This is a genomic window from Pokkaliibacter sp. MBI-7 (genome assembly GCF_029846635.1).
In the GTDB taxonomy this organism is placed as follows: Bacteria; Pseudomonadota; Gammaproteobacteria; order Pseudomonadales; family Balneatricaceae; genus Pokkaliibacter.
In genome coordinates, this window is sequence record NZ_JARVTG010000002.1 from 1,712,800 (window position 1) to 1,736,038 (window position 23,239).

17 protein-coding genes and 1 pseudogene are annotated in these 23,239 nt (G+C 56.4%); 7 read left to right on the forward strand and 11 right to left on the reverse strand.

The window, feature by feature from the left end:
* The first annotated feature begins 2 nt into the window (after positions 1-2).
* The 3 genes from QCD60_RS27430 to hpaD all read left to right on the forward strand — a co-directional run bounded on the left by QCD60_RS27430 (position 3) and on the right by hpaD (position 3,143).
* Positions 3-1,169 (forward strand): p-hydroxyphenylacetate 3-hydroxylase oxygenase component, encoded by a 1,167-nt coding sequence (locus QCD60_RS27430; RefSeq protein ID WP_279790248.1) that lies wholly within the window; start codon positions 3-5, stop codon positions 1,167-1,169.
* Between the two features lie 83 nt (positions 1,170-1,252).
* A complete protein-coding gene (locus QCD60_RS27435) occupies positions 1,253-2,182 on the forward strand; it encodes a p-hydroxyphenylacetate 3-hydroxylase reductase component (RefSeq protein WP_279790250.1) in 930 nt (309 codons plus the stop codon).
* A 34-nt stretch (positions 2,183-2,216) separates the two neighbouring features.
* A complete protein-coding gene (gene hpaD, locus QCD60_RS27440; RefSeq protein WP_279790253.1) occupies positions 2,217-3,143 on the forward strand; it encodes a 3,4-dihydroxyphenylacetate 2,3-dioxygenase in 927 nt (308 codons plus the stop codon).
* Positions 3,144-3,225: 82 nt separating this feature from the next.
* Here hpaD and QCD60_RS27445 read toward each other — a convergent pair whose 3' ends face one another.
* The 3 genes and pseudogenes from QCD60_RS27445 to mqo all read right to left on the reverse strand — a co-directional run bounded on the left by QCD60_RS27445 (position 3,226) and on the right by mqo (position 6,829).
* Entirely contained in the window at positions 3,226-3,858 is a 633-nt protein-coding gene (locus QCD60_RS27445) for a hypothetical protein (RefSeq protein ID WP_279790255.1), read from the reverse strand.
* Positions 3,859-3,959: 101 nt separating this feature from the next.
* Positions 3,960-4,851, reverse strand: a pseudogene (locus QCD60_RS27450) (IS5 family transposase); the annotation flags it as partial.
* Positions 4,852-5,179: 328 nt separating this feature from the next.
* On the reverse strand, positions 5,180-6,829 hold the full coding sequence (gene mqo, locus QCD60_RS27455; protein WP_279790257.1) for a malate dehydrogenase (quinone): 1,650 nt from the start codon (positions 6,827-6,829) through the stop codon (positions 5,180-5,182).
* Positions 6,830-7,470: 641 nt separating this feature from the next.
* On the opposite strand from mqo, the gene QCD60_RS27460 reads away from it, so the two are divergent.
* Positions 7,471-8,136 (forward strand): hypothetical protein, encoded by a 666-nt coding sequence (locus QCD60_RS27460; protein ID WP_279790259.1) that lies wholly within the window; start codon positions 7,471-7,473, stop codon positions 8,134-8,136.
* A 107-nt stretch (positions 8,137-8,243) separates the two neighbouring features.
* Here QCD60_RS27460 and metE read toward each other — a convergent pair whose 3' ends face one another.
* The gene (gene metE / locus QCD60_RS27465; protein ID WP_279790261.1) at positions 8,244-10,586 is read right to left on the reverse strand and encodes a 5-methyltetrahydropteroyltriglutamate--homocysteine S-methyltransferase; all 2,343 of its coding nucleotides are present in this window, start codon (positions 10,584-10,586) and stop codon (positions 8,244-8,246) included.
* A 362-nt stretch (positions 10,587-10,948) separates the two neighbouring features.
* Here metE and QCD60_RS27470 point away from each other — a divergent pair, with 362 nt between their 5' ends.
* Complete coding sequence (locus QCD60_RS27470) at positions 10,949-11,452, forward strand: hypothetical protein (RefSeq protein WP_104152330.1); 504 nt, start codon at positions 10,949-10,951, stop codon at positions 11,450-11,452.
* Positions 11,453-11,551: 99 nt separating this feature from the next.
* Here the strand turns inward: QCD60_RS27470 and QCD60_RS27475 are convergent, their stop codons facing one another.
* Genes QCD60_RS27475 through QCD60_RS27485 form a run of 3 tightly spaced genes read right to left on the reverse strand, consistent with a single transcriptional unit; the run spans position 11,552 to position 13,991 of the window.
* A complete protein-coding gene (locus QCD60_RS27475) occupies positions 11,552-11,800 on the reverse strand; it encodes a DUF1272 domain-containing protein (protein WP_279790264.1) in 249 nt (82 codons plus the stop codon).
* A 15-nt stretch (positions 11,801-11,815) separates the two neighbouring features.
* Positions 11,816-12,997, reverse strand: a complete 1,182-nt coding sequence (locus QCD60_RS27480; protein ID WP_279790266.1) for an MFS transporter — start codon at positions 12,995-12,997, stop codon at positions 11,816-11,818.
* A 19-nt stretch (positions 12,998-13,016) separates the two neighbouring features.
* Complete coding sequence (locus QCD60_RS27485) at positions 13,017-13,991, reverse strand: GlxA family transcriptional regulator (RefSeq protein WP_279790268.1); 975 nt, start codon at positions 13,989-13,991, stop codon at positions 13,017-13,019.
* A gap of 602 nt (positions 13,992-14,593) precedes the next feature.
* Between QCD60_RS27485 and QCD60_RS27490 the strand changes: the two genes are divergently transcribed.
* Positions 14,594-15,448 (forward strand): transporter substrate-binding domain-containing protein, encoded by an 855-nt coding sequence (locus QCD60_RS27490; RefSeq protein WP_279790270.1) that lies wholly within the window; start codon positions 14,594-14,596, stop codon positions 15,446-15,448.
* Positions 15,449-15,491: 43 nt separating this feature from the next.
* Here QCD60_RS27490 and QCD60_RS27495 read toward each other — a convergent pair whose 3' ends face one another.
* The 4 genes from QCD60_RS27495 to QCD60_RS27510 all read right to left on the reverse strand — a co-directional run bounded on the left by QCD60_RS27495 (position 15,492) and on the right by QCD60_RS27510 (position 21,713).
* Entirely contained in the window at positions 15,492-15,920 is a 429-nt protein-coding gene (locus tag QCD60_RS27495) for a hypothetical protein (RefSeq protein ID WP_279790272.1), read from the reverse strand.
* A gap of 157 nt (positions 15,921-16,077) precedes the next feature.
* Positions 16,078-16,671 carry a YitT family protein gene (locus QCD60_RS27500; protein WP_279790274.1) on the reverse strand — a complete coding sequence of 198 codons (594 nt, stop codon included), beginning with the start codon at positions 16,669-16,671 and terminating at the stop codon, positions 16,078-16,080.
* Between the two features lie 290 nt (positions 16,672-16,961).
* On the reverse strand, positions 16,962-21,065 hold the full coding sequence (locus QCD60_RS27505) for a PAS domain S-box protein (RefSeq protein ID WP_279790276.1): 4,104 nt from the start codon (positions 21,063-21,065) through the stop codon (positions 16,962-16,964).
* 123 nt (positions 21,066-21,188) lie between these two features.
* Positions 21,189-21,713 (reverse strand): carboxypeptidase-like regulatory domain-containing protein, encoded by a 525-nt coding sequence (locus QCD60_RS27510; protein ID WP_279790277.1) that lies wholly within the window; start codon positions 21,711-21,713, stop codon positions 21,189-21,191.
* Positions 21,714-21,955: 242 nt separating this feature from the next.
* Between QCD60_RS27510 and QCD60_RS27515 the strand changes: the two genes are divergently transcribed.
* The gene (locus QCD60_RS27515) at positions 21,956-23,224 is read left to right on the forward strand and encodes an HD domain-containing phosphohydrolase (protein ID WP_279790279.1); all 1,269 of its coding nucleotides are present in this window, start codon (positions 21,956-21,958) and stop codon (positions 23,222-23,224) included.
* Positions 23,225-23,239: the final 15 nt, after the last annotated feature.

Here is a 23,239-nt window from a genome sequence, read left to right on the forward strand (position 1 = left end):
CGATGAAAAAGCACAACCCGCTGTTGCAAGACCTCAAGGCGATACTGCCCGCCATTGCTGCCAACGCCGAGCACACCGAACAGCTGCGGAAAGTACCGCAGGAAAATATTGACCTGCTCAAGCAGGTTGGCCTGCATCGCGCCTTCCTGCCCAAAGCGTACGGTGGTCTGGAAATCTCCCTGCCGGAATTTACCGACTGTATCGCCGCGCTGGCCGGCGCCTGCTGCAGCACCGCCTGGGCCTTCAGCCTGCTGTGCACCCATAACCATCAGCTGGCCATGTTCCCCAAAGAAACTCAGGATGAAGTGTGGAAAGACAACCCCGATGCCACCGCCTGCTCCAGCATTGCGCCCTTCGGCCAGTATGAAGAGGCCGAAGGCGGTATCCGTTTCACCGGCGACATGCGCTGGAGCAGCGGCAGTGACCATGCCGAATGGGCCATCGTCGGCTTCAACCGTCAGGTTGGTGAGCAGAAGGTCTACTGCTTTGCCGTGATTCCCGCCAGTGACTATCAGATTGAAGATGACTGGCATGCCATGGCAATGAAAGGCAGCGGTACGAAGACGCTGCAGATTCGCAATGCCTTCGTCCCCGAGCACCGCATTCAGGTTGCCAAAGACATGATGGAAGGCCGTTCTGCCGGTTTCGGTCTGTACCCGGACAGCAAGATCTACTTCACCCCCTATCGTCCCTACTTTGCTTCCGGCTTCGCTGCCATGAGTCTGGGCGTGGCTGAACGTATGCTGGAAGTTTTTCGCGAGGTGACCCGGAACCGGGTGCGTGCCTACACCGGCGCCAGAGTAGGCGCTGCGACACCGGCACTGATGCGACTGGCAGAATCGACCCATCAGGTGAAAGCAGCGCGGGCCTTCCTTGAAGCCACCTGGGAGGAGCACCGCGAGCACGGTGAACAACATCAGTATCCCAGCCGCGAAACGCTGGCCTACTGGCGCACCAATCAGGCCTATGCGGTGAAGATGTGCATTCAGGCCGTTGATCGCCTGTTTGAGGCCATCGGCGGCAATAACTGGTTCAACGACAAGGAAGCCCAGCGGCTGTTTCGTGATGTGCACATGACCGGCGCTCATGCCTACACCGATTACGACGTCTGTGCGCAGATTCTGGGTCGGGAATTGATGGGGCTGGAGCCTGATCCTTCACTGCTGTAAGAGCCCATTGACGATCTGTCTACAGCAACTGCCGACGTGAAAGCGCTGGCTACCGAGCTTCCCAGTTATTGCGAGACACCCCGATGATCAGCGAATTCGACTCCAAAGCCTTCCGCCGAGCCCTCGGCAACTTTGCCACTGGCGTGACAGTGATTACCGCGGCCACTGCCGATGGCCAGAAAACCGGCGTCACCGCCAATAGTTTCAATTCTGTGTCCCTTGAGCCACCACTGATTCTGTGGAGTATCGATAAGCGCTCCAACAGCTACAGCATCTTCGAACAGGCCAGTCACTTTGCGGTCAATATTCTGGCCGCCAACCAGATGGACCTGTCTAACCACTTTGCCCGTCCGCGGGAAGATAAGTTCGCCGGTATTCAGTACGAGGCCGGTCTGGGTGACGCACCGCTGCTGCCGGAATGCGCGGCGCAGTTCCAGTGTGAGCGCTATCAGATTATTGATGGCGGTGATCACTGGATTCTGCTGGGCAAGGTAGTGGCCTTTAATGATGCCGGGCGGGCACCGCTGCTTTATGTGCAGGGCAGCTATGCCGTCTCCATGCCCCATACTAGTCTGCCCGGCAAGGAACCAGCAGCGAGAGTAATGGAAGCCGGGCTGGAAAGCCGCCTGCACCACAACCTCTACTACCTGATGACTCAGGCACTGCGTGTTTATCAGGAAGACTATCAGCCCCGTCAGCTGGCCACCGGCCTGCGCACCAGTGAAGCCCGAATGCTGATGGTGCTGGAGCGTGACCGCTGTCTGAAGCTGGATGCCCTGAGCCGTGAGGTCAATATGCCGGCCAGTGCGGTGGAAGCCGCCGCGACCATCCTGCAACAGCAGGAGCTGATCGGCTGCCATGAAGACAAGTTCGCCCTGACCGCCCGCGGCATCGCCCAGGCTGAAACCCTGTGGCAGATTGCGCAGGAAGAGGAGGAACGCATGTTCGCCGGCCTGTCAGAGCAGCAACTGGACGACTTCCGCGACATGCTGAAAACGCTGATCAGCCGCTGAGCACGCGCCAATCAAAGAATAAGAGGACCACTCCATGGGCACCCTGGCACTTGCCGCAAAGATTACCCACGTCCCGTCCATGTACCTGTCGGAACTGGACGGCCCGCAAAAAGGCTACCGTCAGGCGGCTATCGACGGCCATATTGAAATTGGCCGCCGCTGCCGGGAGCTGGGCGTCGACACCATCGTGGTGTTCGATACTCACTGGCTGGTCAATGCCGGTTATCACATCAACTGTGCGCCACATTTCAAGGGCAACTACACCAGCAACGAGTTGCCACACTTTATCAGCAACATGCCTTTTGAATACGACGGCAATACCGATCTGGGCCAGATACTGGCAGAGCGCTGCCGCCACTGGGGAGTCGACACCCAGGCCCATCACGCCACCTCCCTTGACCCGGAATACGGCACGCTGGTGCCTATGCGTTACATGAACGAAGACCGCCACTTCAGGGTGATTTCCGTATCCGCGCTGTGCACCGTGCACTATCTGGATGACTCTGCCCGCCTCGGCTGGGCCATGCGCGAAGCCGTAGAAAAGTATTACGACGGCACCGTGGCCTTCTTTGCCAGCGGCTCACTGTCCCACCGCTTTGCCCAGAATGGTCAGGCACCTGACTATGCCAACCGCATCTGGAGCCCCTTTCTGGAAACCCTCGACCATGAAGTAGTGGAGATGTGGCAGCGTGGTGACTGGCAGACATTCTGCGACATGCTGCCGGAATATGCCGTCAAGGGGCACGGCGAAGGCTTTATGCACGATACTGCCATGCTGCTGGGAGCACTGGGCTGGTCAGATTACCGGGGACAGGCCGACGTGATCACGCCCTACTTCGGCAGCTCTGGCACCGGCCAGATCAATGCGGTCTTCCCGGTGACGCCACAAAGTGGTGCTGCGATCCCCTCTGCCGTAGCGTCAGTACAATCAGCACGACACAGCAAACAGGGTCGGTTGTGATGATTTGAAAGTGGGAGGTTATGCCGGGCGCTGAATAACCCACTCCTGCAGTTCACTGCGGGAGTGAGCCACGGCACAGCGGCTACTGTCGCTTTGATGCCAGCCAGTCATCGAAATCACATCCACGCGCCACGCCGCGATATTCAATCCAGGCATGTAAAACATGCTGGTAGTAGCCGAGATCAAGGCCAAATCGGGATTTACAAGAATCAAGCTGAGCGTTGTTTGCGATCAGCCCCTGGCACTCCGCAATCATTGCCAGGCACACGTCTTCCTTGACCAGCAATACGTCCGGTAACTCATGCATCGCATAATCCAGTGAGTTCAGGATATCCTCCATTAACAACTGGCAGGCTTCACTGTTTTCGTTATCTTCCTTAAGAATATTTCGCAATATCTGTTGTGGATCATTCCCCATCAATTCAAATACACCAGCAAAGCCATAGGCTTTATATGCCCACAGCCTGTATTTTGGAGAACCTTCTTTTACCTTCCGACTCAGCACCGGAAATACCTTATTCCATATCACTGGGTGCTGAATAGGAATGGCATTCAGCCCTTTGTCAAAGTACGCAGTACAAAGCGCCTCAACATATTTTCCCAGGGATTCCTCATTAAGAGAGGTGATATACCTGACTCGCTCATTTAACTTCAGCGTCCAGACCTTCTTGATGCCTGAACTCCGCGCAGCGAGATACTCTCCCCAGTCATCCATCGACTTTCCTTGATTTCATCAGTTCAGAATACTTTCCTATTCTTAATGGCTTTGTTGCATAAATAGATGTCAGCATATAAGACCCCTTACCCCAGATGATCTTATGGCATGCGCACCGTCATCGACGTCCCGAGCCGGGTAAAGCGACTCAATATTGCCGCCCGCACCTGAAGCTCGGCGACCTGCCGGTCAAAATCCCTTGCCATCCCGCGTTCACCCAGCCGCTTGAAACAGTGCATTTTGGTTTCCACCCGACTACACCGATGATAACCGCTCCACTTCTTCCAGAGCTTCCGGCCCAGCCGGCGGGTGGCCCGAAGAATCTCATTCCTGGCAGAAGCCCCCGGGCGATTTTCCTTCCACAGCTTCGCATTCTGGCGTGAGGGGATCACCGCTTCCGCTTCTCGCTGAGCTATCGCCTCATGACAGCCTCGGGTGTCGTAGGCGCCATCTCCACTGACGGACGCGATCTTCTCCTCCGCCGGAATCTGACTCAGTCACTCCGGCAACATCGGGGCGTCACCCACTGTGTTGTCGGTCACCTCAATGGCCCGCATTTCCAGCGTCTGCGCATCGATGCCCAGAGGCACTTTACGCCACTGGCGGCGGTAGCCTGCGCCGTGTTTTTTTGTTTTCCACTCGCTTCGCCCAGCATTTTGATCCCTGTGCTATCAATCAGAAAATGCTGCCCCGCAGTGCTGGGGCGGTAAGGAATCGACACGTTCAGCGACTTCTGACGCCGGCATACCGTCCTGTAGTCGGGGGGTTAGCCACTTCAGCCCTGCCAGTTTAAGCAGGCTTTGCACCCTGCCCACCGCCTGGCGCAAGGCTAGGCTGAACAGGTTTTTGATCATCAGGCAGAACTGCATGGCCGCATCGCTGAAGCGCTGTGTACATCCTCGCTTGCCGAGCGGAGAGCCATCCCGGTCCAGCCACACGCGCTTTGAGCGCGGCATTGTAGGACGTCCAGTTCGTTGTTTTGTACTTCGGACTTTCTGAAAGAGCTGGCTTTCAATATCAGTCACTACTCAGCAATTAAGTTAACCACTTATCCCAAAATGCCATCACCCCCTAATAGGCTTCATGTATATACAACGATCAAAACAACAGCTACCCAATAACCGAAAGGGCGTACAACCCAGCTCCCTGAATGCGAACAGATAGCAGTCCTTCCCAGTGGCATCGGTTAACTGCAAGCCGACAGGGTATCTTCAAATACCATGCAGGTGGGGGCCAATATTCCATTGGCCACAACAAAAGAAAAAGCCCATCAGTCTCCTGATGGGCTTTTAGTCAGCTTCACCGAACGGCTAAACGCTGATTACATCTGAGTAACCGTGGCGGCCTGCTCGGGTGCCTGTACGGCTTCGGCCGCATTAGCAGGCGGCTCTGCCAGTGCCGCGCCCTGCTCGGTGACCTGCATATAGTTCAGGCCCAGCGTCGAACTGGTGTAGGCACGGATTTTGTTGGTCAGCTCGATATTGCCGTTCAGATGCTCACCGTAAGACGGGATGATCTGCTTCAGTTTTGCCTGCCATTCAGGCGTTGCGACCTTGTCTTTGAAGTTCTTCTGCAGTACTTCCAGCATGATGGGCGCCGCGGTTGAAGCGCCCGGTGACGCACCCAGCAGGGCTGCGATGCTGCCATCCGCCGAGCTGACCACTTCGGTGCCGAACTGCAGGATGCCGCCCTTTTGCGGATCTTTCTTGATGATCTGCACACGCTGACCGGCGACCCACAGCTTCCAGTCTTCCGCTTTGGCTTCGGGATAGTATTCACGCAGAGCGGCCAGACGGTCGTCGTCATCCATCATCAGCTGCCCCATCAGGTACTTCACCAGGTTGAAGTTATCGATGCCAACATCTGTCATCGGGCCGACATTGCTGGTGGTGAGGGAGCCGAACATATCGGTCCATGAGCCATTTTTCAGGAACTTGGTTGAGAAGGTAGCGAACGGCCCGAACAGCAGCGCTTCCTGACCATCGATCAGACGGGTATCAATATGAGGTACTGACATGGGGGGCGACCCCACACCGGCCATACCGTAGACCTTGGCCAGATGCTTTTTGACCACCTCAGGGTTAGTGGTCACCAGAAACTCACCGCCCACCGGGAAGCCGGCGTAACCCTCAGCTTCGGGAATGCCTGACTTCTGCAGCAGGGTCAGGCTGGCACCACCGGCACCGATAAAGACGAACCTGGCATCGATGACGGTTTCTTTCTCATCGTTGGCCAGATCGGCCACGGTCACCTGCCAGGTGTTGTCCGCATTGCGCTTGATGTCACGTACTTCATTGCTCAGGTGCAGACCGAAGTTAGATTTGCCTTTCAGTGACTCCACCAGCTGACGGGTAATTTCGCCGTAGTTGACGTCTGTACCGATAGGCATGCGGGTTGCGGCGACTTTCTGGCCGGGGTCACGGCCATCCATCACCAGCGGAATCCACTGCTCGATCTGTTTGGGATCTTCAGAAATTTCCATACCACGGAACAGCGTGGTGTGTTGCAGTGCGGCGACACGCTTCCTGAGGAAGTCGACGCGATCATCACCCCACACAAAGCTCATGTGCGGTGTGTTGTTGATAAAGGAACGGGGATTATTGAGGACCTGATTGCGAATCTGGTACGACCAGAACTGGCGGGAGATTTCAAAGGCTTCGTTGACCTTGACCGCCTTGCTGGTGTCGATGGTGCCATCGTCTTTCTCGGGGGTGTAGTTCAGCTCGCAGAAGGCCGAGTGGCCAGTACCGGCATTATTCCAGCCGTTTGAGCTTTCTCCGGCGACATGGTCCATACGCTCGTACAGATCAATATGCCAGTCTGGTTGCAGTTCCTGCAGGTAGGTCCCCAGGGTGGCACTCATGATGCCGCCGCCAATCAGGAGGACGTCAGTTTTCTGATTTTCTGCCATCGCGTGACCGGCTGTCACAAAGAGATTCAGGCAGAGAAGCGCTTTAGCAAACTTTCTCATGGGCAGGTTTCTTTTATCGTGGGCAATAGTGGAAGCCTTGAAATAGAATTTCTACAGCTATTCTCCATGGCTATATCGTTCTATAACGTGCTTTTTCTAGGACTATTCTGCCGATGGCAGAAACAACACCGCCGTCACGATAAAGCGCTTACATCCCGGTAAAAAAATACTCAGCACATACTCCCACTATTCATGGAGTATGGAATTCAGCCAAGCCTCTGCACACGTGGCTTCCGGCTGCATTCTCCTTGCTGAAAAAAGATCAGGACAGGTGCATGATCTGCACATCAAGCTTGAGCGGCGGATTCTAGCGATTGCCCTGATGCAAATCCATGACGGGAGATAAAGGCCGAATTGTGTCCTTTAAATCCATTAGAACCCTTTAATTCATAGCCGTGCCGCTAATTATTTCCATACCCATTTATTCCAGCCTGATCTTTTTAACTGCTAATACCTTTCTCAATTAATACCGCGCTCATGCTGGCTATAGGTATTCGTACTGCAGCCATAGCAAACCGTTGCATCACTCGGGAGAGAGAAGTAAGACAGCGTTGCCTTGGAGCACAGGGAACCGCCAGAATGCACACTCAACCTGATGATTGGGTTGTGTTCTCCCCTCTCACTCACAGCAGAGATAACCTATGGGATTCAGCATTGCCGGACTGGCATTCAAGACACAGAAAGAAATTACCCCCGCTAACTACATTGCCCGCCTGACCGGGATGGAGCCGGTGACCGTGACAGGCGACAGCGAGTTCGATACCCGTGATGCGGGTTCCTTCCGCGTCGAGACGGATGGTGAAACTGTGCTGATCATCAATGCGGACCTTGCCCTCAACACCTTCCGTAGTTCCTCTGAGCAGTTACAGCAGATCTATCACGCTCTGGATATGCCAGAGGAAATCATCGCCTTCGCCGTGCTCGAATCCGGCGGCACCTATGGCTATGCCATCCTGCATCAGGGTGTGCTGGTCCGCGCCCGCCTGCAGGAAAGCGGCGACTTCCCGCCCAGTATTGAAACCGGCATCCCTCCTGCAATCGAGCAGGCGTGGCTGGATTGTCCTTTCTATCTGCTTTATGACGGCGAAGAAGCTGACGACGATCTGGTCATGGATGAAGATGAACTGGATGAGGTGGAAATCGAGAAGGTCTATTACAAGGGTGACCGTGAAGAAGAGCTGCTGGAATGCCAGCTGACCGAGAAAGTGGTGGAAGAGCTGTTTGAAGACCGCTTTGGCTTTACGCCCTGGAACACCAGTGAGCTGGAAGAGGTATTTGAGTTCAAGCTGCCCGCCGCCACTCATTAACCCCGTTTGCGGGCTTGCCCCGTAACAGAAAAACCCCGGTACCAGCAGGCACCGGGGTTGAGTCAACGACGGATTAACAAACCGTCATGTGCAGATACGCATCACCCTCAGGCCAGCTCAGTGCGCAGCTGCCGGGCAGCCGTGACCATATTACGCAGCGAGGCTTCCACTTCAGGCCAGCCGCGGGTTTTCAGACCACAATCTGGATTGATCCACAGACGCTGCAGCGGAATCTGCTGTGCCGCCTTGTGCATCAGCGCCACCATCTGCTCAACACTGGGTACATTGGGGCTGTGAATGTCATAGACCCCCGGGCCGATTTCATTGGGATAGCGGAAGTCCACAAAGGCATCCAGCAGCTCCATCGCCGAGCGTGAGGTTTCGATGGTAATCACGTCAGCATCCAGCGCCGCAATAGAGTCAATGATGTCGTTGAACTCCGAATAGCACATGTGAGTGTGAATCTGGGTGTCATCCTGTACCCCTGAAGCAGAAATGCGAAACGCACGCACAGCCCATTGCAGACAGGATGACCATTCAGCCTTGCGCAGCGGCAGACACTCCTTAATCGCAGGTTCATCGATCTGAATCGCTGCAATACCGGCTTTCTCCAGATCCACCACTTCATCGCGCAGGGCATAGGCGATTTGCAGGCAGGTTTCAGACAGCGGCTGATCGTCCCGCACAAAGGCCCATTTCAGCATAGTCACCGGACCTGTCAGCATGCCTTTCATCGGTTTATCGGTCAGCGACTGTGCGTAGGTACTCCAGGCCACCGTCATGGGCGCACGACGGCGGACATCACCAAAGATCACCGGCGGTTTGACACAACGTGAGCCATAAGACTGCACCCAGCCGAACTGAGTGAAGGCATAGCCATCAAGGAACTCAGCAAAATATTCCACCATGTCATTCCGCTCGGCCTCGCCGTGTACCAGCATATCGAGGCCGTAGTCTTCCTGAGCGGCGACGCAGCCGGCAATTTCTGCCTTCATCGCCGCGTTGTAATCCGCTTCGCTCAGCTCACCCTTACGAAACGCCAGACGTGCCTTACGTATGGCCGCTGTCTGCGGGAAAGAACCAATGGTGGTGGTCGGCAGTACCGGTAGCTGCAGACGTTTGGCCTGCGCTCTGGCCCGCACGTCATAGGGCTGATGGCGGGTGGCGTCCGCTTCGCTACTGGCCGCCAGACGTTCCTTGACGTCCGCTCGGTGGATCAGGACTGAGGTCTTGCGGCTGTGCCGGGCAGCATCAGCCGCACTCAGTACGGCGCCAATAGCCTCGGCGCCTTTATCCAGCCCCAGTCGCAATACGGCGATCTCCCCCACTTTTTGTACCGCAAAGGCCAGCCAGGAGGTGATGCCTTCATCAAGGCTTTGTTCCTGTGCCAGATCGACCGGCACATGCAGCAGGGAGCAGCTGGAGCCGATCCAGATCTGCTGCGGATAGCGGGCTTGCAGACGGGCCAGCAGCGTCAGGCTGGCGCGCAGATCGTTGCGCCAGATATTGCGCCCTTCAACGATGCCTACCGAAATCACCCGGTCTGCAGGCACTGCCTGAAAGACGGCGTCTACTTCCGCTGCACCACGCACCGCATCGATGTGCAGACCGTCAAAAGGGAGCTTCGCCGCCACGGCCAGATTGCTCTGCAGCTCACCAAAATAGGCAGCCAGAAGTACTTTGACACCTGACTTTTCCAGCCCGGCATAACTGCGGGTAAAGGCATCCAGCCAGCTCCGGGGTAACTCCAGCGACAGGATAGGTTCATCAATCTGCACCCACTCGACACCCTGCGCCGCCAGTTTCGCCAGAATCTGGTTGTAGACGGGCAAGAGGGCAGGCAACAGTTGCAGCTTGCCTTCATCCTGCGCCTGCGCCTGTAACTGCGCAGCACCACAGCAATCAGCATGATCATGCGCGCGCTGCGTACCACGGAATTTGGACAGCCACAGGAAGGTCAGCGGACCAACCAGCACAGGTTTGGCCCTGAGACCCAGCGCCTGAGCTTCGTCTACTTCGTCAAACAGCTTGCTGCTGCGGATGGAGAAGGTCTGATCCGGGGCCAGCTCCGGTACCAGATAGTGGTAGTTGGTATCGAACCACTTGGTCATTTCCTGTGCGGCGACCGGCTCGCCACTGGGTGCGCGGCCTCGTGCCATGCGGAAATAGTCGTCGAGACCCACATGGCCGTCGGCGATACCGAAGCGCTCGGGGATGACACCGAGTAACAGAGAGGTATCCAGTACGTGGTCATAGAGGGAGAAATCGTTGACGGGCACCAGATCGATGCCTGCCTGAGCCTGCTGCTGCCAGTGGCGCTGGCGCAGCTCTCTGGCCAGCTGCAGCAAGGTTTCCTGACTGCTCTCGCCTTTCCAGTAGGCTTCCTGAGCAAATTTCAGTTCACGACGGGCACCGACACGTGGAAAGCCCAGGGTATGGGTAATAGTCATTCTGCTGTCCTCAAATGATCAGGAACGCCACTCGGAGATATGCACCAAGCATGCGTCTAAATAAGTGATGAACAGAGTGTGCGACCCTACTAAAAATTAGTAAATCTCATATTTTTAAGATTTAAATTGAACAAATTAAATAATCATTCGATTTTTTGCCATCATGAAGCGGCTGAGTTCGGGTATTCTATGCCCTTGGTTGCGCCCTACCGAGCGACTGACAACGGCTACCACGGCACCTGCTCCCAGAACGGACACTGGCGCAGACACCGCTCTGGTTCACCGGCTCCCGGCGTCAACCCCGCAAGAAATAACAATCAATCCTATGGCCACGGCCGCGTGTTTTGTTAAGGAAAGCTTATATGCAGACGGATACCATTTTGACCACCTACCGAATTAGCCCGCTGAGTCTGATCAAACCCGTCATTCTGTTTCTGTTCCTGCTGATACTGGCCGCCAACCTGCAACCGCCGCTGGAAAACTGGCTGATTGTGCAGCTGACTGACCTGAAGAAAGTGGACTTCATCGCTGATTTTATTTTTGTCAGCTGGGCCAGCATCATCCCGTGGCTGCTGTACATCCCCGCATTGCTTGCCCTGAAGAAGCTGATCAAACAGCTGCTCTATACATTCAACATGAGTCTGGATGTGACGGCCGATGCAGTGCGTCTGAACTCCGGCTGGCCCATCAGTTACAAGGCCCATATCAAGTTCAACCGCATTGAAAGTGTGCGTCTGGAGGCCATGGGCTACCCGGTCAACAAGTGCGCCAATGTGGAAATTGTGGGCCTGGGGGGTACCAAGATTGAATTGAAACATCTGGCCGCAGCACAGGATCTGGCTGCCCAGATCGGTCAGCCCTGTTAAACCACACCGCGCTATTCAGTCGTGCTGCATCAGGTGTAGCGATAACGACAAACCGCACCCCGTTACGGCGGTGCGGTCTTCCCCTTAATCACTTGCCTTCTAGTGCTCTGCCTTACAGCCCTGCGGCTTCACTACCCGCTGCGTGGATGCGGGCGAGCTGAGCAGCTTCTCTGGCGGTCGGCGTGGGCGGGCCACCAGCTCTCCACCGCAATTGGGGCAGCCCCCCTGAAGTACCTGATCGGCACAGTCTTTACAGTAGGTGCACTCGAAGGAGCAGATGCGCGCGTCGGCACTGTCACCCGGTAAATCCCTGTCACAGCATTCGCAGCTGGGCCGTAGTTCAAGCATGGTGTTACTCCTCCGTTATTCAGCGACTTCGGCGGTAGCCTGCCGCTGGGTACTCCATTGAATCAGGCTCAGGATCAGCAGCCCGACGATCAGGAAAGGAATCATCCAGACATTGACGCCGTACCAGCCCAGGGTGTTCTGCAACCAGCCGGATGCCAGAGACGCCACAGCAACCACGCTGAATACCAGAAATTCGTTGCAGGCCTGCGCTCGGGCTTTTTCTTCCGGACGATAGCACTCCGTCAGATAGCGGGTAGCGCCGATAAACATCAGATTCCAGCCGATGCCCAGCAGTACCAGCGCGGCGGTGAAGTGTACGATGGCCTGTCCCTGCAGGTTAAGACACACCGCAGCCAGCAGAAACAGCGCACCAAACATCATCATCGGCAGCACGCCGTAGCGATCCATCAGCCGGCCGGTGAAAAACGATGGTGCGAACATGGCGAGAATATGCCACTGGATCACCTGTGCCGACTGATCGAAGGAAAAGTTGCACACCTGCATGGCCAGTGGCGTGGCCGTCATCACCAGTACCATCACACCATAGCTGATCATGCCCGACAGCACCGCTGCCAGATAACGAGGCTGACGTAACAGCTGGGCAGTAGTACGCCCGCTACTGGCCGCATTGCCCTGCCCCTCCGGGACACTGACCAGACTAAGCAGCACCAGTGCCAGAACGTATAACAGCATCAGGCCAACAAAGGCGCCTTCAAAGCCTTCGCCCGGCCACCATCTGCGGCTGACGATGGCCAGCCCCGGCCCCAGAAAGGCGGCGAGAATGCCGCTGCCCATGACCATCGACACCGCCTTGTTGCGCATCGCCTCGTCGCAGACTTCCATCACCGCAAAACGGTAGAGGGTGCCAAAGCCAATACCAATGCCGATCAGGAAGGTCGACAGGCAATAGAGAGCAAACTGCTGGGTATAAAGTGCGGCCACCGCCAGCACGGCACCGACGATGCCAACCACATTGCCGAGCATAAAACCGCGCTTGCGACCGATACGCGCCATGATCAGCGAGGCCGGAATGGTCGTCATCATCAGCCCGATAAACTGCACCGCGACGGGTAAGGTGACCAGTGCCGGGGTGTCAGTCAGGCTTTTGCCCACCAGCGCATTGACGGCCACCAGCAGAATATTGCCGGTGGTCAGCAGTGCCTGACATAAAGCCAGCAGATAGACATTACGATTCATGATGTGTGATCTCTCCTGATCAGGACGCCGCGACAAACTGAGGGAAGCGCTGACGATATTCGGAAGGGCTGATACCCATATGACGAACGAAGGTGCGACGCAGATGTTCCGCACTGGTGAAGCCGCATTGCAGGGCCAGCGGCTGCAGCCCGGCGTCGGATGCACTCAGTAAGCGCCGTGCCCGCTCTACCCGAATGCGCTCGATATAGCGGGCAGGAGAAACGCCCAGTTGTGCATGGAACAGGCGATGCAGATGACGCGGTGTCACTTCGACCCGCTCAGCCAGCTGCTCAACCGTCAGTCCGTCGGCACAATGCTGCTGGATGCAGGCCACCGCCCGCCCCAGCACGCCCTGCTGGCTCTCGGGTTGCAGTTGCAGATGTTCGCTGAACTGCGACTGTCCTCCGGGGCGTTTCATAAAGACCACCAGCTCCCGCGCCACGGCATTGGCCAGCGCCGCGCCGTGATCTTCCTCAAGCAGTGCCAGCGCCAGATCAATCCCGGCCGTTACTCCTGCTGAGCTGCACAGACGCCCGTCACGCACATAGATCGCATCCTCTTCGACCCGCAGAGAGGGATAACTCTGCCGCAGCTGATCACAGTGGCGCCAGTGTGTTACCACCCGCCTGCCGTCACTGACACCGGCAGCAGCCAGCAGAAAGGCGCCGGTACAGACCGAGCCGACACGTCGCACCTGTTTGCTTAACTGACGAAGCTCACTCAGTAGTGCCGCATTGTCAGCCTGGGCATGCACTCCGAAGCCACCTGCCACCAGCAGGGTATCAGGCAGGTGCTGATGCAGATCAGACAAGGCTGTATCTGCCAGCAGCTGAATCCCTGCATTGGTGCGCACAGGCCCGGCCTCCAGACCGACGATCTGCAAGGCATATAACAACTGCCCTGCTTCAGCATTGGCACTGGCAAACACCTGCATTGGCCCCACCACATCGAGACTCTGGCAGTCCGCAAAAGCCAGCATGGCAATGGTTCTCACATTCGTCTCCTGTCTCTGTCCAGTTGCGGGTCAGGATTACCTGCAGGTGATCCACTATGCGATGGCCGCAACAAGTCCACAATGACCCATAACCGGCAATTTCGGACATTTATCTTCACACCTTCAGAACTGAACATAGGCAGTCCCTATGGGCGTTATACGATCAATTCATTTAGATAATTATCAGGGCAGCACTAGACTGGCCTGCATGACAACGGTGCTCACGGCCGGTGTCGTTCTGAAAGCAATATCCCCTTTTCAGATCCGGTCTGGTAACCCGCGGCGGGTGGCAACCCCAGGTCATCGCCAGACTGGATCTGCTCTCTTCTGCCAAAAGCATCTCATTTCACGTCAAATTTTGACGGCACAACGCCAAAGATTCTGGCTACTTTTTCACCAGCACAGAAAAATCCGCTGAATCGATAGGGCAAAACCCGCTATTCACCAGCTCAGATCCATCGGATCAGCAAGGCCAGCGGTTGTTGATTTGCAGCAGTGATAAGGAAATGGAGGGTTGCCAACCAGGCACTGTGCCTCTAGTTTCTATGGCTGACCTTGCGTTACGACACTCACGTGTTAGTTAAGAGAGATTCTGAAGCTTAATGACCTCCCTGCGCCGTACCGTCCTGTTTGCGACTCTACTGTTCGCAACGCTCCAGGGTTGGAGCACCTCCTCCTCAGCGGATCAGCCCGCCCAACCCGCCCCCTCCAGCCCCGGCACCGTTGTTCTCAGCGGTCATGAAGACTACGCGCCTTTTATGTGGAGAAACGATAACAAGATCAGCGGTATGGCTATCACTGCCATGCAGGAAGTCTTCCGCCGACTGGGGCTGAAAACAGAATCACGCTATGTGGGCCCGTGGAAACGGGTGCTGAAGGAACTGGAGGAGGGCAATATCGATGTGCTGGTAGCGGCGTATATGACCGACGACCGCAAGGAATACGCCGACTTCACCTCGGTGCCCATCAGTGCCGACCCCACTTCGGTGTTTGTCTACAAAGGGCGGGAATTTCCTTTCAGCCGCTGGGATGATCTGATCGGTAAGCGCTTTGTCGAGATTTACGGTGAGAGCCAGGGCCAGGAGTTTGACCGCTGGCGTCTGGCCAATGCACAGGTGCGTTATGTCACCCGCCGTATCGAGAGCTTCAAACTGCTGGAGTCAGACCGCGCCGATGCGCTGGTGACGAGCTATTACACAGGCACCAATGCGGTGGCCAGACTGGGTTACAAGGGCATGATCGTACCGCTGCCGACCCCTGTCACCATGGTCTATCTGTATGCAGCCATCTCCAAAAAATCGCCTTATACCAGCCTGCTGCCGCAGATCAATCAGCAGCTCAAAGCCATGCACGATGACGGCACACTGGCGCGAATGATTGAGGATGCGCAGCTGGATTACGATCACAACTTTCTGGACAACATCAATCAGCGCGCCAATCGGGGCACCCAACAGTGAAGGTGCTCCACTGGCGGCACGTCCGCCAGTGGGCCGAGATGACTTACAGAACCTCGCTGTGCTTGGCCAGCAGCCAGCCTTGCTGCTCTTTGACGAACTCCACTTTCTCCCGCTTGGGTACGCGCTGACCTTTGACGAAGCTACCGTACTGCATCTGCAGGGTCACCAGATTGGCTCCGGCGCCAAGGGCACCCAGCACATCTTTACTGGCGTTATTTGCCAGCCCCTTACGCAGCTCTTCCATACTCTGCTGAAACACCAGATCGTAGCTGACATCAGCACTGTAGCTGGTATCGGTCGACTCGATCTCTTTCACTACCTTCACATTCTCGATGCTGAACAGGTCACCCTGATGGTTGGCAACCAGCTCCTGCTGCAAGGCCTGACCAATAGCATCCGATGACAGCGCGGAAGAACAGCCCACCAGCAGCAGTGACAGGCCAAAGGCAGCCAAAGTCGTTTTTATGCTCATAGATCCCTGCTCGTATCTGATTAGTCCACCGCATACTAGACGGCACTGCTCGATGGGTGCAAGGCAGAGGAGAGGATGAAAGCCGGGTTGGCAGTGGCGAATAATGAAAAGTGAAAGGCCCATACGGATACCTTCCACCTCATCACAGCGCTATTTCTCAGGCCGTCTGTACTCTGGCCCAGGTAGGTGGGCGGTGATAGCGCCCGACGACAGAGCTCATAAACAGGAAGGCCACCAGTGAATACAACACTTGTGCTGGCTCAAAGACGAAGAAGGCTACCGACACAATCAGGATGTCGCCCACCAGGGTGGTCTTGCCCGCATGAATGCCAAAATGGCGCTCCAGATACATGGCCAGAATGTTCAGCCCGCCCAGCGAGGACTGGTGACGGAACAGAATAATCAGGCCAAACCCCACCAGCATCCCACCAAGCACGGCGGCCAGTACAGGCTCGGCAATGTTGAAGTCCAGATAGCGACGCATCAGCTCTGACAATAGCGACAGCAGGCTGACACTGATAAAGGTACGCACAGTGAAAGCGCGCCCCATGCAACGAATGGCCAGCAAATAAAACGGCAGATTAAGGATGAAGAACAGTTGGCCGAAGCTCAGTGTGCTCAGGTGCTGCACGATCAGCCCCATACCCGCCGTACCGCTGATCAGGAGATGGGAGGAGTTGAGCAGATGAATGCCCAGTGCAACCAGAAGACAGCCTTCCAGAATGGAAAGCCAACGATGGGTGATGATCATTTTCAACGACTCCCCGCTTGTGGCGGATTGAAGCGATAACAGGAAGCAGCCTTCTGCTCTTGTGGAGCCTGTTGCTGCGAAGTGGGCCACAGAGAAATTCCCTAGTGCGCCTAGCCCTGAGAAAGCACATTACATGCCAGTCGGCAGACAGGCCTCAGAGCGCGAAAAACGGTCGCCATTATCCATAAAGACGATGAACAATGCACCACAAGGTGATCATTATTTAAAACACGCACACTTTCAGTGCTGCAAGAAAACACGAGGGACGACGGGTCGCAGCAAACGCCCTGTCAGGAGACTTCGCGCTCGCCACCTGTGGCGTTAAACAGCGGTTTAACCTGCACCTCGGCAATACGGCCAGGCAGCAGCTTCTGTAATGACTGATAGAGCATGGTGAGGCTGACCGGTTTCGGCAGGAAGTCATCCATCCCGCAGGCCATACACTGCTGGCGCTCAGACTCCAGTACGCCGGCAGTCAGGGCAATAATAGGGATGTTCAGTTGCAGTTGTCGGCGAATCGTCCGTGTCGCGGTAAAACCATCCATCACGGGCATCTGTACATCCATCAGGATCACATCAAAATCCGCCCCCGGCAGCTGCAGGCGATCAACCGCCTCCTGACCGTGCTGCGCGATATCCACCTCAACCCCCAGACGTGCCAGCAGACGTGAAGCGACTTTCTGATTGACCACGTTGTCTTCCACCAGCAGGCAGCGCGCTGCCCGCCTGACTGGCTCTGTACCGGCCCCGGCATAGGCATGTGCCGGTTCAGTGCCCGGGGAAGCCTCCAGTTTCATCTCCGCTTCCGGCCGTGGCAGCTGCAGTTCACTGCCCTGCTCCGGCGACATGCCTGCTGACGCACCACGCAACAGTGCAGAGCGCAGTGCATGGCGCAATTTGTTCGGCGTTATCGGGGAGTAGAGGTTGTAGCACTGGCTGAAGGCCAGCACCTCTTCACCCGACCAGTGACGCCCTGCGCGACTCAGCACGATCACTGGCAGTTGTTTAAGCTCAGGCAAACGCTGCAGACAGTCTGCCACTCTGTCGACGGCGAAACGGCTATCAATCAGCAGGGTGTCGTAGTCGAGCGGATCAATTCGCTGCTCGATGGTCTCCAGCGCCTCAAGCCCATGTCGTTCCATGCGCCAGCCAAGACGCTGGCTGACGGAGCCCAGACTGCTGGCCAGCAATGGGCAGGGCGAAAGTAATAGCAGGCGCCGAGCCTCGCCACTGGCCTTACAGGGCTCAGCAAAAACGACCGGCAGGCGCACGGTGAAACAGCTGCCTTTATCCGCCTCGCTGGTAAAGGTCAGACTCCCGCCCATCAACTCCACCAGACGTTTACTGATCACCAGACCCAGCCCGGTGCCACCAAAGCGGCGCGTCATGGAGTTGTCGGCCTGATTGAAAGGCACAAACAGGCGTTTCTGCTGAGCGACGGTCATGCCTATGCCGGTATCACGCACTGTACAGACCAGCCAGGACTTGCCACTGTGGTCCATATCGAAACTCAGAGACAGGCATACCTCGCCTTCCAGCGTGAATTTGATGGCATTGCTGCACAGATTCATCAGCACCTGCTTGAGGCGCAAACCGTCGCAGAAAACCTTGCCCGGCACCGTTGGCTGCACTTCTATCAGCAGCTCAAGATGCTTGTCGGCACTGTTGATGGACATCACTGACGCTACCGTATCGATCACCTCATCCAGATCGACATGGGACGGTGCCAGCTCCAGTCGCTCTGCCTCGATCTTGGAAAAGTCGAGAATGTCGTTGAGGATGGCCAGCAGTGCCTGCCCGGAAGCAGCGATCATCTGCAACGCCTCTTTCTGCTCATCATTGACCGGTGAGTTCATCATCAACTGCGCCATGCCCAGCACTGCGTTCAGCGGGGTACGGATTTCATGGCTCATATTGGCCAGGAACAGACTCTTGGCGCGGTTGGCTGATTCGGCCTGATCACGTGCGGCCAGCAGCTCCTTCTGAGTCTGTTTCAGGGAGGAAATATCGTTGGCGATGCTGAGATAACCGGTCAGCTGGCCGGATGCATCAAAAATACCCGTGGTCGCCACCACCACCGCCAGCAGCTGCCCGTCACTGCGCACATAGGTCCACTCATTGACGTCACTACCACCTTCCGTGCGGGCCCGCGCGGTCAGCACTTCCATGCCCCGAATGGGATAACCCAGCTCACGCTCCAGTCGACGGCTGCGCTCGGCAAACTCTTCCGGCCGGTGAAAGACCGCCGGCGTCAGCTTGTCGACGACCATGTCGCCGCGATACCCCAGCATCCGCTCGGCACCGGTATTGAACAGCGTGATGGTGCCCGACAGATCCGTCGCAATGATGGAAACCTGAGTGGCCGCGTTGATGACCCCCTGCAGCTGCGCACGGGCACTGAGCAGTGCCAGCTCGATCTGTTTGCTGGCGGTCACATCGATATTGACCCCAAACAGCCGGAAGACCTTACCCTGGCTGTCCAGCTCAACATTGGCACTGTCGACGATCCAGCGAATCTGGCCATCCGGCCATAGCACCCGGTATTCCATCCGATAGCTTTTTTTCGCCGCTACCGCCTGCATTACGGTTTCCTGCGCCTGATCACGATCTTCAGGATGGATGCTCTGTAACCACAGTTCATGAGTAGGACTGAGGCTCATTTCCCTGACGCCGAACATGCGATAGATACTTTCTGCCCACCAGCCGACGTTGGTGTCGACCTGCCATTCCCAGGCTCCGGCGTTAACCGTGTCCAGTGCCAGCTGCAGGCGGTGGTCCTGCTCCATCAGCTTGCGCTCTGCACGGCTGCGTTCCGTCACATCCCAGTTGACGCCGACCATGCGCACCGCCGTGCCACCGGCATCAAACAGGGTCAGGCTGTTGGCATGCAGCGTCCTCACCGAACCGTCACGCAGAACAATACGGAACTCGCTGTCAAAGTCAGTCCCCGTAGCAAGGCAATGCTGCAGGTGAGCTTCTGTCGCCAGCAGGTCATCAGGCAGCACAAACGAGCGCCAGAACTCGTAATCCAGTTTCTGCCCACAATCATCAACGCCGTACAGGTGATACATGAATTCATCCCATACCAGCTCGTTGGTATGCAGATCAAAATCCCACACGCCCAGCTTCATGGATCGCTGCGCAAGCTCGAATCGCTCCTTGAGATGCTTGATGTGCTGCTGGCTGGCCACACTGTCACTCATGTCCTCCAGCTGAATCAGGATTTCCTGATTGGCCTGCAGCAACGACACCCGCCCCTTGGCCCAGCGCTGTCCACCACAGGCATTCAGACGCCAGCGCACAGGCACATAGTGACTGGCGTTGTTCTGCAACTGACTGAGGGCATGCTGCAGCTCATCGTGACCATCACTGACCACCAGTCCGGCAAAGGGTTTTCCAATCAACTGGGCAGAGCGGACGCCGATCAGGCTGCAAAGGTAGGGGTTAATTTCGAGAATCTCGCCGCTGATATTGCACACGGCAAAACCCGTGGCGGAGTAGTCAAGGGCAGCGCGGATACGATTTTCACTTTCTGACAGCCGGCGGCTGCGCTCTTTCATATTGTCACGCAGCACTCCCAGCAGTGATGCCAGCACCACCGTCATGGCGCTGGTCGCCCAGATGCTCTGGGCGGCATTGACATCGGAAAAGGCCGAGAGCGAAGCACCGAACACCAGCAACATGATGGCTTCACATACGATCACCAGCAGGGATACCAGCGCGGTAAAGAACCCTCCCAGGCGCACGGCCATGAAAGCCAGCGGAATGACAACGTAGATATAGGGAAAAGTGAGGGTATCAAGGATGATCCAGCTGCTCGCCAGAATCGTCAGGAACCATCCAACGACCTCCAGCGCACGTCGGGGCTGCCGCCATTCCTGCCACCGTTGCCGATCCGCCAGCAAGGTAGGAATAAACAACAGACACTGACCTGTAACACCACTCAGCCAGTAGGAGCCCAGCGCCTCACTGAATTCGGCCCGGTTAGCACCGGCGGCCATCCCTGCGGCACACACTGCCGCCAGCGGAATGAACAGGACAGAACTGGCAAAAAGGATATACAGCACCTTCTCCACCAGCACATGGCGGTTGAGAGGAAAGCTGATAAAGCGCTGTGCCACCATCAGAATGGCTGCCACCTGCAGCACATGTACTGCAGAGTAGAAAACAGCGACAGCGGTAACGTCCCCCATGGCCCAGCGGGCCGCAACACCCGCGCCGAAGAAACCCGCCAGTTTCGCCAGCCGCTGCCGTGCAGGTTCGGTCATCAGATGTGCCAGCGCCCAGGCGTCCGCCAGCCATATATAGATGGCATCGGCGTTGATATGTGTCAGCAGCAGGCTGAGCACCGCCAGTGCCAGATACAGCAGGGTAGAACGGAGCACTGTCAGCATGGCCGGTTCCACTTAACATCACGACAATGGCAAGCCACTTTCTGCACCTGTAATTCTTCCTGACTGATGGTCGCGGGCTGAGGGAGCAATGATCAATGCTGTGATATTCAGATCAGACAACCGTCACAGAGGCTTGAGTCTGACTTCCAGCTGCTTTGTCAGAACATGACAGCTGCCACGCCTGACTTCTACCGGTGGACTGGACCAGGGCTGATAGCCTCGCTGCTCGACAGTCACGCTGTAAGTCCCCTCACGTTCATAGGCCGCCTGCAAGGAAAAGCGCTGATTGCAGTCATACTGATCAAGGCTTTTTACTTCCTCATAATAGTCCTGATCACGTACCTCAATGGTTGCTCCGCAGCTTACCGGCGCCGCTGTAGCAGCGTCCAGCACAATAATTTCCAGTGCGGGCTGCCATACATCAGTACACATATCGGCTTTAGTTGCCACCGACATCACCTGACTGGCCACAGCCTCTTTAATATTGGCAGCATCCTGCACTTGTGGCTTCTGATTACACCCGGCAATAACAACACAAGCCAGTACGATGCCTGGTGCACCTGCAGTCCGCACTGCGAATGCAAAGCTGCCAGCCATGCTGCGGTAACGGGTTCGGACTGCGGGAATCGGACGTAATGGCAGGCGCATGGCACGTTTCCTTGTTTGCTAAATGGCTCCAGACCGCAGCCACACGCGCCAAAGACCAGAACAAGTCGGCTTGGTGTATTTACCAGAGTGGCTGGAATGCGTGAGATCAAGAACACTTTCTAAGGTAGGCAGGGTTAACGGGTACGTAAATAAACTTTTGGCATATTGACTGCCGATCTGGCAACATATCGATAAATAAATATAAAAGACAAGATAGTCAGTTAACGATGGAGGCCGGCGTCATGAGCACCAAGGTTCCCCATGTCCTCTTTCTCGACGATGAACCCAGCCTGCTGGAGGCATTGCGCCGCAACCTGCGTAAATCCGGCTGGGAAATGCACTTTCTGCAGTCCCCCGCAGAAGCACTGTCGCTGCTGGAGCAGCAATACGTCGACCTGATTATCAGCGATATGTACATGCCCGGCATGGATGGGGTTACCTTCCTCAGTAAAGCCGCGGAAAAACGCCCGGACAGCGTTCGCCTGATCCTGACCGGCAACCCTGATCTCGACTCCACCATTGATGCCATCAACCGCGGCAAGATCCATGGTTTTCTGACTAAACCCGTGGAAATTCAGCATCTGCAAGACGTCCTTGAGTCTGGCCTCAAGGTGACTCAGGCCAAGCGCCGCCAGTCACAGATGCTCTACACCCTGGCGCAAAGCAACAAGGCACTGAAAGCCGAGCTGGAACAGACCCTGAACTTTGTCAGCCAGACACAGGAGGCGCTGCGCGACACTTACTCCAGCACGGTTGAAGTCTTTGCCAAGCTGCTCGAAGGATTTCGCAGCCAGCTGCTGCAACGACCCTTTCGGGCAGGTATCTACTGTCGGCTGCTGATTGACCACATGCAGTTTGAGCCGGAACTGGCGCGCCAGACCTATTTCGCCACCCTGCTGCACGACATCGGCAAGGTGGGCATGTCGCGTCACCTCGTCAACACGCCTTTTCGTCAGCTGAACAAAGCCGAGCAGGCGGAATATGAAAAGTACCCCATTGCCAGCAGCGCCGCGTTACTTGATACCCCCGAGCTGGAACAGGCTGCCAGCTTTATTCTGGCTCACCGCGAACATATCGACGGCTCGGGCTACCCTCATCACCTGTCTGGTGGAGCCATCAGTGAAGGTGCGCTGATCACGGGCATTACCACGTATTTTGACGAACTGCTCGACGGTGATGAGTCGCCCCGTGCCATCACGGCCGCCCTTCAGCAACTGGAACTGTTAAAGAACAAGCACTTTCCCTATGAGCTGGTCGATACCTTCAAAGAAGTGATCGAAGACTACTACCACCTGGGCGACAGGGAGTACCTCAGTCTGGTCGACCCTGAGGAGCTGCAGGCAGGTATGGTGGTCGGCAGAGGGCTGTATGGCAGTAACGGTATGCGCCTGCTATCGCAGGGCACGCGTCTGACCGACCGGCTGATTGCCAAACTCAGGGAGTACCATACACGGGTCAACCCCACCATGCGGGTAGCCATCGTGCAGCAGTCCCAGGTGCGGGTGAATTGAAAGCGGGGAAAACGG

What these genes read in the sequence shown, in the direction of transcription:
- QCD60_RS27430 (WP_279790248.1), top strand. Translation starts at nt 3, where the DNA reads ATGAAAAAGCACAACCCGCTGTTGCAAGACCTCAAGGCGATACTGCCC.
- QCD60_RS27435 (WP_279790250.1), top strand. Translation starts at nt 1,253, where the DNA reads ATGATCAGCGAATTCGACTCCAAAGCCTTCCGCCGAGCCCTCGGCAAC.
- hpaD (WP_279790253.1), top strand. Translation starts at nt 2,217, where the DNA reads ATGGGCACCCTGGCACTTGCCGCAAAGATTACCCACGTCCCGTCCATG.
- QCD60_RS27445 (WP_279790255.1), bottom strand. Translation starts at nt 3,858, where the DNA reads ATGGATGACTGGGGAGAGTATCTCGCTGCGCGGAGTTCAGGCATCAAG.
- mqo (WP_279790257.1), bottom strand. Translation starts at nt 6,829, where the DNA reads ATGAGAAAGTTTGCTAAAGCGCTTCTCTGCCTGAATCTCTTTGTGACA.
- QCD60_RS27460 (WP_279790259.1), top strand. Translation starts at nt 7,471, where the DNA reads ATGGGATTCAGCATTGCCGGACTGGCATTCAAGACACAGAAAGAAATT.
- metE (WP_279790261.1), bottom strand. Translation starts at nt 10,586, where the DNA reads ATGACTATTACCCATACCCTGGGCTTTCCACGTGTCGGTGCCCGTCGT.
- QCD60_RS27470 (WP_104152330.1), top strand. Translation starts at nt 10,949, where the DNA reads ATGCAGACGGATACCATTTTGACCACCTACCGAATTAGCCCGCTGAGT.
- QCD60_RS27475 (WP_279790264.1), bottom strand. Translation starts at nt 11,800, where the DNA reads ATGCTTGAACTACGGCCCAGCTGCGAATGCTGTGACAGGGATTTACCG.
- QCD60_RS27480 (WP_279790266.1), bottom strand. Translation starts at nt 12,997, where the DNA reads ATGAATCGTAATGTCTATCTGCTGGCTTTATGTCAGGCACTGCTGACC.
- QCD60_RS27490 (WP_279790270.1), top strand. Translation starts at nt 14,594, where the DNA reads ATGACCTCCCTGCGCCGTACCGTCCTGTTTGCGACTCTACTGTTCGCA.
- QCD60_RS27495 (WP_279790272.1), bottom strand. Translation starts at nt 15,920, where the DNA reads ATGAGCATAAAAACGACTTTGGCTGCCTTTGGCCTGTCACTGCTGCTG.
- QCD60_RS27500 (WP_279790274.1), bottom strand. Translation starts at nt 16,671, where the DNA reads ATGATCATCACCCATCGTTGGCTTTCCATTCTGGAAGGCTGTCTTCTG.
- QCD60_RS27505 (WP_279790276.1), bottom strand. Translation starts at nt 21,065, where the DNA reads ATGCTGACAGTGCTCCGTTCTACCCTGCTGTATCTGGCACTGGCGGTG.
- QCD60_RS27510 (WP_279790277.1), bottom strand. Translation starts at nt 21,713, where the DNA reads ATGCGCCTGCCATTACGTCCGATTCCCGCAGTCCGAACCCGTTACCGC.
- QCD60_RS27515 (WP_279790279.1), top strand. Translation starts at nt 21,956, where the DNA reads ATGAGCACCAAGGTTCCCCATGTCCTCTTTCTCGACGATGAACCCAGC.